General features: G+C 38.2%; 7 protein-coding genes. All 7 read right to left on the reverse strand.

Annotation, left to right across the window (positions count from 1 at the left end; genetic code table 11):
• Positions 1–219: 219 nt before the first annotated feature.
• The 7 genes from ABE048_RS12565 to ABE048_RS12595 are packed head-to-tail and all read right to left on the reverse strand — an operon-like array spanning position 220 to position 7,820.
• Entirely contained in the window at positions 220–1,188 is a 969-nt protein-coding gene (locus tag ABE048_RS12565) for a P1 family peptidase (protein ID WP_430311622.1), read from the reverse strand.
• Between the two features lie 30 nt (positions 1,189–1,218).
• On the reverse strand, positions 1,219–2,238 hold the full coding sequence (locus ABE048_RS12570) for an ABC transporter ATP-binding protein (RefSeq protein ID WP_430311623.1): 1,020 nt from the start codon (positions 2,236–2,238) through the stop codon (positions 1,219–1,221).
• Positions 2,235–3,269 carry an ABC transporter ATP-binding protein gene (locus tag ABE048_RS12575; protein ID WP_430311624.1) on the reverse strand — a complete coding sequence of 345 codons (1,035 nt, stop codon included), beginning with the start codon at positions 3,267–3,269 and terminating at the stop codon, positions 2,235–2,237. Before ABE048_RS12575 ends, ABE048_RS12570 begins: the two co-directional genes overlap by 4 nt.
• Positions 3,270–3,288: 19 nt before the next feature.
• Entirely contained in the window at positions 3,289–4,734 is a 1,446-nt protein-coding gene (locus tag ABE048_RS12580; RefSeq protein ID WP_430311625.1) for an aldehyde dehydrogenase family protein, read from the reverse strand.
• 15 nt (positions 4,735–4,749) lie between these two features.
• On the reverse strand, positions 4,750–5,496 hold the full coding sequence (locus ABE048_RS12585) for an SDR family NAD(P)-dependent oxidoreductase (RefSeq protein ID WP_430311626.1): 747 nt from the start codon (positions 5,494–5,496) through the stop codon (positions 4,750–4,752).
• Positions 5,480–6,592, reverse strand: a complete 1,113-nt coding sequence (locus ABE048_RS12590) for a tartrate dehydrogenase (protein ID WP_430311627.1) — start codon at positions 6,590–6,592, stop codon at positions 5,480–5,482. The genes ABE048_RS12585 and ABE048_RS12590 overlap by 17 nt, the downstream gene beginning before the upstream one ends.
• Positions 6,579–7,820 (reverse strand): M20 family metallopeptidase, encoded by a 1,242-nt coding sequence (locus ABE048_RS12595; protein WP_430311628.1) that lies wholly within the window; start codon positions 7,818–7,820, stop codon positions 6,579–6,581. Before ABE048_RS12595 ends, ABE048_RS12590 begins: the two co-directional genes overlap by 14 nt.
• Positions 7,821–8,196 lie beyond the last annotated feature (376 nt).

Raw genomic sequence — 8,196 nt, forward strand, 5'->3', positions numbered from 1 at the left:
AGCTCGTTTTCCCACAGGAGTCTACGCTAATTCCACTTCAACGAAGATAGCAATACATTTTTAATGATCCCCACTTCGTTTGAGTAGAGTCTTGATTTGCTTCCATTTCTAACAAGAATTCCAGCTTTCTCTTTTTTGACACTTTTCCATGTGATACAGCAGTCATCTAACTATTAAATGTTCGAGTTACTTCTGAAAAACTTCGAATTATGAATCCATTCACTTTCTTGAAATACTTTTATAGCTTGGTATTCCTGCTATTTCTTCTGCTGAAGTTATTGCGGCCATGATGGCTTGTTCCATTGCGCTTGCTGCGATGCTCGCCACGTAATCTACTGGATAGGATTGATCACCCGTACCTAAAGCAAAGATGGTATCCCCATCAGCCATGGTATGAACAGGATAGATGGTTCGAGCTAAGGCATTTTGAGTAATTTGTGCAACCTTTTTTGCTTCGGCCTTTGTTAACTTGGCATTGATTGCCACAACACCAATTGTTGTATTAGTACCAGGAATAGCAGCATCTACTCCTTGTTGTTGCATGTATTCAATACTATCGATTATTTTGCCAGTTGAAGATTCATAAGGGCCAGCTAGGATTTCTTGCGTTTTGGGATTTCTTACATCACCTACTGCGTTCACTGCAACTAAGGCACCTGCAATGAGTCCATTCTCCAACTCAAAAGAAGAACTACCCAATCCACCTTTCATGCAGTGTTCTACACCTGCTAACTTTCCAACTGTAGCCCCACAACCAGCACCGACATTACCGAAAGAAAAAGTGCCTTGGACAGCTTTTTTGGCAGCATCATATCCCATCTGTTTGTCAGGACGGATATGCGGATTCCCTACTAGCAAATCAAACAACACAGCACCAGGGACAATAGGTACTTTTACTAAACCCGTATCAAGTCCAAAACCTTGTTCTTCAAGAAATTGCATCACACCCGAGGCAGCATCTAATCCATAAGCACTGCCACCTGACAAACTGATACCATGTACTTTGTCAATTTGATTGATCGGGTCAAGAGCATCTGTTTCTCGTGTACCAGGAGCTGAGCCACGAACATCTACTCCACATACAGCTCCATTTTCACAAAGAATAATTGTACATCCTGTAAGTACTTCAATATTTTCAATATTACCAACCTTAATTCCTGGAACATCTGTAATATTACCGAATCTCATGAATCGCACCACCTTCTATAATGAAATGTTCTAAATTGCTGATGTACTATTTTCAGCTTTTGAATAGAACTCTTCTTCAGAATAAAGATGACAAGCAACTTGTTGACGATCTTCAAACTGAATAAGATTAGGGCGTTCTATTTTACAACTCTCCATCGCAAATGGACATCTTGGATGAAATGCACAACCTGTTGGTGGATTTGCAGGGCTTGGTGGTTCACCAGTAAGTTGAATAGCCTGCTTTTCCCCTTCAAAATTTACTACAGGGATGGCCGATAATAATGCCTTTGTATAAGGATGTTGAGGATTTTCGAAAATTTCTTTCTTCGTTCCAATCTCAACGATTCTCCCCAAATACATAACCCCAACACGATCACTAATGTGTTTTACTACACTTAAATCATGGGAAATAAATAAGTAAGTTAAGTCAAACTCATCTTGTAAATCCATCATTAGGTTTAATACTTGAGATTGAATAGAAACATCTAAAGCCGAAACAGGTTCGTCTGCAATAATAAATTTGGGATTCATCGAAAGCGCCCTTGCAATCCCAATTCGTTGCCTTTGCCCACCTGAAAATTCATGTGGGAATTTTTTGAGCGATTCCTTAGGTAATCCCACTTTTGTAATGAGTTCCTCTACTTTTCTTGAACGTTCAGATTTAGATAGAACTTTCTGTTCAGCTAGAGGTTCTTCAATAATTTGTTCGACTCTCTTCCTCGGATTTAAGGAGGCGAAAGGGTCTTGAAATACCATTTGCATATACTTTCGATGTTCTTGTAATTTCCGTCGTTTTAACTGTTGGAGGGGGTGTCCTTCGAAAATGATCTCTCCTTCAGTTGGTTCGATTAGTCTAAGAATGGTTCTCCCCAAAGTAGATTTACCCGAACCGGATTCCCCTACAATACCGAGAGTCTCACCCTTATACAGTTCAAAAGAAACACCATCAACTGCTTTTGCTTGACCACCTTTACCAAGAAGATTTGAAGATTTTATAGGGAAATATGTTTTAAGATTTTTTATCTCTAAAAGTATTTCTTTCTCATTCACATCATCCCCCTCCCTTCTTGATCATAAAGATGACAGCGTACTTTATGATAAGGATCAATTTCTACAAGATTCGGGTTTTGTTCCTTGCATTTTGACATTACATGTTGGCAACGTTCAGCAAATCTGCATCCTTTTGGAAATAAATGTGCTGGAGGAACAGATCCGGGAATAGATTCCAATCGCTCTAATTCCATCTCTAGATTAGGTATTGTTTTTAATAGTGCAATGGTATATGGATGTTTGGTATCTAAGAAGAGCTCTTTTACTGGTGCTTCTTCGACAATTTGGCCACCATACATCACAAGAACTCGGTCAGCCGTTTCAGCAACTACACCCATATCATGTGTGATGAGAAGTATGGAAGTGCCAAATTTTACTTTCATCTCGAGCATTAAGTTCAATATTTGAGCTTGAACAGTTACATCAAGTGCTGTTGTGGGTTCGTCTGCAATCAGTAGTTTAGGATTATTCGACATGGCGATGGCAATCATCACTCGTTGTCTCATACCACCAGATAATTGATGTGGATATTCCTTCATTACCTTTTCCGCACTCCCAATACCAACAATTTTTAGTAACTCTATTCCCTTCGTCCATGCTTCTTTTTTCTTCATCTTTTGGTGTTTCATCAACGATTCAATGAGTTGATTTCCAATGGTAAATACGGGATCTAAGGAAGTCATCGGTTCTTGAAAAATCATGCCAATTTTATTCCCTCGAATTTTACTCATTTCATCTTCCGAAAGGGAAAGTAAATTCTTACCTTCAAGTTCAATTGAGCCTTCTACGATTTCTCCAGGAGGATTAGGAATGAGTCGCATAATGGATAAGGATGTTATACTTTTACCACTTCCTGACTCACCTACTAATGCAACTGTTTCACTCTTATTAATCGAGAAACTTACATCATCAACTGCTTTAGCAACGTTTCCTTTTGCTAATTTAAAATAGGTTTTTAAGCCCTGCACTTTTAATAGTTGATCTTCACTAACAGTGATTGAGGGTTCATTTTGAAGCTGTTGATTTTGCATATTTTCACCTCTTTTGGCGTTAAATCGTAAAACTGATAGCTATATTTTTTATTTGTGTATAATTCTTTAATGCAATAAAGCCTTTTTCTCTACCTATACCACTTTTTTTGTAGCCACCAAAAGGCATTTGAACACCACCTGCAGCACCATAATTATTGATAAATACTTGACCCGATTTCACATTGGATGCTACATAATGTGCTACATTAATATTGCTGGTCCAAATCCCTGTTACGAGTCCATATTCAGTAGCATTCGCTAATTGAATCGCTTCCTCCACATCATTAAAAGTAAAGACTGTTAGTACAGGTCCGAAAATCTCCTCCTGTGCTAAATTGTCTGAAGCGTCTAATCCATCGATTATCGATGGTTGAATATAGTAACCGCCTTCTGACCCTTCAATCGTGATTGCTGAACCTCCAGTAATCACTTGTCCCTTCGATTTTGCAGCCTCTAATTTATTCATAATTTGATTAAATTGTTTTTGATTTAAAATTGGCCCCATATCTAAGTCGTCTTTTCCGGGACCAATCTTTAACTCTTCAAATCTAGTTTTTAGTTTTTCTAAAAATGATTCTTTCAATTTTTCTTCAATTAATAATCTTGCACCAGCTGAGCAGGTTTGTCCTGCGTTTTGAATAATAGCTCTTACTACACCTTCTAGTGCTTTATTTTCATCTGCATCAGCAAATACAATATTCGGTGATTTACCACCTAATTCAAGCGTTACAGGAACAACATTAGATGCTGCTGTTTTCATAACGGCAATTCCTGTAGGAACAGATCCTGTGAATGTAATGTGATTGATACCAGGATGTCCCGCTAACGGTGCTCCAACTTCACTTCCTAAGCCTGTAATATGTTGAAAAATCCCTTTAGGTAGTTTACTTTCATCAAACCATTTTGCTATCGCATGAGTTGTCATCGGGGTATCTTCCGCACTTTTGACAATGACAGCATTACCTGTAGCAATCGCAGCTGCCACACTTCTTGCAGTGATTTGGATTGGATAGTTCCAGGGAATGATATGGGCTGTTACGCCAACTGGCTCAAGTACAGTTGCGTTTAAAATGCCATCTTCAATTGGAATCGTATCCCCCATCACTTTATCTGCAGCTCCTCCATAAAATTCAAAATATCGCGCAGCTGCTTCCACATCAGAACGAGCCTGCGAGATTGGCTTGCCAACATCTTGACATTCCCATTGACTCCATTCTTCTGCATTTTCTCTAATATAATTTGCAAGTTTTATTAATAATTGCCCACGTTCATAAGGTTTTACCTTTTTCCACTCTTGGCTATTGAAAGCATTTTGTGCTGCCTTCACCGCTTCATCAACATGATGTTTTTCACCTTTTACAATTTCTGCAATCTGTTCGCCATTAGAAGGATTGAAAACGGATAACCATTCATTTGATTCGTCCCCTATCCATTGACCATTAATCAACATCGGAATTCTTTTCAAAATCATCCCTCCTTTTTACAGTCCTCTACCACCATCAACATTTAAGGTCGCACCTGTGACCATTTTAGATTGATCGGATATTAAATAACTGACAGCATTTGCGATATCCTCTGGCTCGATTAACTTTCCAAGTGGAATACTATCAATAAATATTTCCTTTTTTGTCGCTTCAACATCTGCCCCACTCGCTGTAAATTGACCAAGCATGTTAGTATCAGATGGACCCGGATTGATTGTATTAACTCTAATTGCATACGGTGCTAATTCGATGGCTAAAGCTCTTGAAAAGCTTTCTGCCGCCCCTTTTGAAGCTACATATGCTTGCAGTCCCGGACGTGGTCTAACTGCCGAAATTGACCCAATCGTTACAATAGAACCTGGGTTTTTAGATTTCATATATCTCACAGCTTCTTTACTTGTGATAAAGAGACTTTTCACATTAATATCCATAATCTTTTGCCACTGTTCAATCGAAACTTCTTCAATTGGTGTTGCGGACTGTGCAATACCTAATGCATTTACTAGACCATCAATTTTCCCGTATTTTTCAAATGTTTGACTAAAAATTTCAGCAATTCGTGTCTCATCTAGTACATTTCCAGCTTGTACTGTGTAATTTGGATGTTTTGTTTGATTTAATAATTTTTCTGATAAATCAATCCCTACCACATAAGCACCCTGCTCTAACAATTGAGATACAATTGCTCTACCCATTCCACCTGCTGCTCCAGTGACAATAATGACTTTATTGTTTAAATTCATAGGCTTTGTTCCCCAATCTTATCGTGTCATATTGTTCTCTAATCTTCTCTGCTATGGCTGATCCCATTTGCACAGTTGTTGCATTGCCACCAATATCCGCCGTTTTCGTTTTTCCTTCTAACAGGACTAACTCGATTGCTTTCATAATCATGTCAGATAAATCTGGTCGGCCTAGATGCTGTAACATCAATGCAGTTGACCAAATTTGTGCGATTGGATTAGCAATACCTTTACCTGCAATGTCTGGTGCTGATCCATGAACCGGTTCAAACATAGAAGGGAAATTCTTTTCAGGGTTAATATTCGCTGAAGGTGATAGACCGAGCCCTCCAACTATTCCCGATCCAAGATCAGATAAAATATCTCCAAATAAATTTGTTGCCACAACAATTTCAAATGTTTGTGGTCGTTCAACAAAATAAGCTACGAGTGCATCGATATAATAGGATTCTAATTTCAGATTCTTGTATTCATCCTGAATAATTCGTTTAACATGCTCATCCCATAACTTCATGGAATGTGTAATGGCATTTGATTTTGTTGCGCTAGTAATCTTGGTTTTACCAGCTCTCACAGCGTAATCGCTGGCTGCTCTTGCGATTCTTTCAATACCGCCTCGAGTCATGATAGTATTTTGAACGGCTAATTCGGAATCCTGCGAATCATACAACCTTCCCCCGCTATTTGAATATTCACCCTCCGCATTTTCTCGGAAGATTACAAAATCAATATTTTCTCCATCGGAAAGAGGTGAGCGAATACCAGGTAAGGATTTTACAGGTCTAAAATTAACGTATTGTTGGAATTGTTTTCGGATTGGCATGATTAATTGCCAAATCGTAATATCATCTGGTACTCTAGTATCCCCTATAGCACCAAACAGGATAGCATCAAAGGATTGGAGAATTTGGAGAGCATCATCTGGCATCATTTTTCCATGTTGTAGATAATACTCTGAGTTCCATGGAAATTGTTCTCTTTCAATTTCAAAGTCAGGATTATTTTCTTGTAAAACATCCAAAACTTTTAGTGCTTCATCCATCACTTCAATTCCAATACCATCTCCTGGTATGACGGCAATTTTATATTTCGTCATTGCCTACACCCTCACTGTTTAAAAAACGTAATGCTGCTTCTCTATAGATTGCAGTAGTAATCGCCAACTCTTCAATATCAACGTACTCATCAATTTGATGTGGAATGTCTCTGTCACCAGCACCTACTGTAACAATCGGAACTCCATGCATGTGGAGGAATGTCCCATCCGTTGCTCCAGGTACGCCATTATATTTTGGTTCTGTTCCTGTTACATTTTTTGCAGCTTCATAGATTGCTTGAACAACAGGATCTTCTTTGGAAGTGCTTGTTGCAGGACGATTATCTAAAACGGTTAAGTTCACTTTGAAATCAGGATCATCTTTTTTTAGTTTTTCAATGATAGCATTGATTTTGCCTAGCAATTCATCATGATCTTGAGCAGGTATAGTTCGGATATCCAGTGTCATCATACAATGATCTGGTATGACGTTAATTTGCGCATCTCCTTTAACAGGTGCCTTAAGAATTGTTGGTGTAATAGAAGGCCATTTCAAAAATGGATCTTCACCTAATCTTTGTTGCTCTTCTTTCTCTAATTTTTCGAGTTCTACAATCAATCTTGCCATTCTCCAGTTAGGATTAATCCCACTCCAAGAAATGGCACCATGAGCCATCTTGCCATAGACATCGACTTGAAGACGGATAGCACCACGTTGTGCAATGCTAATATTATTTTCTTGCGGTTCGCAAATAATGGCACCATCTACGCCATCCGCCCATCCTTGTTTGATAAAATGCTTAATACCAAGCATTAGCCCTTCTTCATCCACAGGTATACAAAGAATAATTTTCCCATTAAACGCTTCTTTATCTAATAGAAGAGATTGTACTGCCGTAATCATGCACGCAAGGTTTCCCTTTGTATCATTTGTACCTCTTCCATACATTCGACCATCCACAATTTCTGCGCTAAATGGATCGTATGTCCAAGCTTCACGATTTCCTTCTGTTACAACATCTGTATGCCCTTCAAAAAGGAGAGTCTTCCCTGGTTTACCTGAATCAACAACACCAATCACATTTGGTCTTCCAGGCACTACTTCTTCTACGTATGTCTCAATACCGATATTTTTTAAGTAGTCTGCAACATACATCGCAACTTTTGTTTCGTTGCCTTCCGGATCATTTTCTCTGTAAACACTAGGAATTTGCACAAGCTCTTTCGTCAAGTTGATTACTACCTCTTTGTCTCTCAAATAAGTCTCATTCATCGCTTGAATCTTCATGCGCTTCTCTCCTTTTTTATCGTTAATGAATTCTATTAAAAATAAAATTCTGAAAATTCTATAAATAAATTATATTTTAAAGACACCCTAATTTAAGTGGACACTATGTTAATACTTCAACGGAAAAAATTAACAATGTGTATCAAAATAATTATTTGTATTCCAATCTACAAGATTCGCTCAATTTTATTGAACGGTTAAATCAAAAAAATCCAACATATCTCCACAAAAAATGAAAATAGGTTGGATTTTTTCAATTAATAACACATTAACTTTTCACTAGATGTTCCGCTACAGACGGCGCTTTAATTACAAACATTATTAGTATTAATCTGTTTTCTTCATGATGTGGAATTAGCTTCGCTTTCCGCGGGCG

This window comes from Rummeliibacillus pycnus, assembly GCF_050459865.1.
Classification (GTDB): domain Bacteria; phylum Bacillota; class Bacilli; order Bacillales_A; family Planococcaceae; genus Rummeliibacillus; species Rummeliibacillus pycnus_B.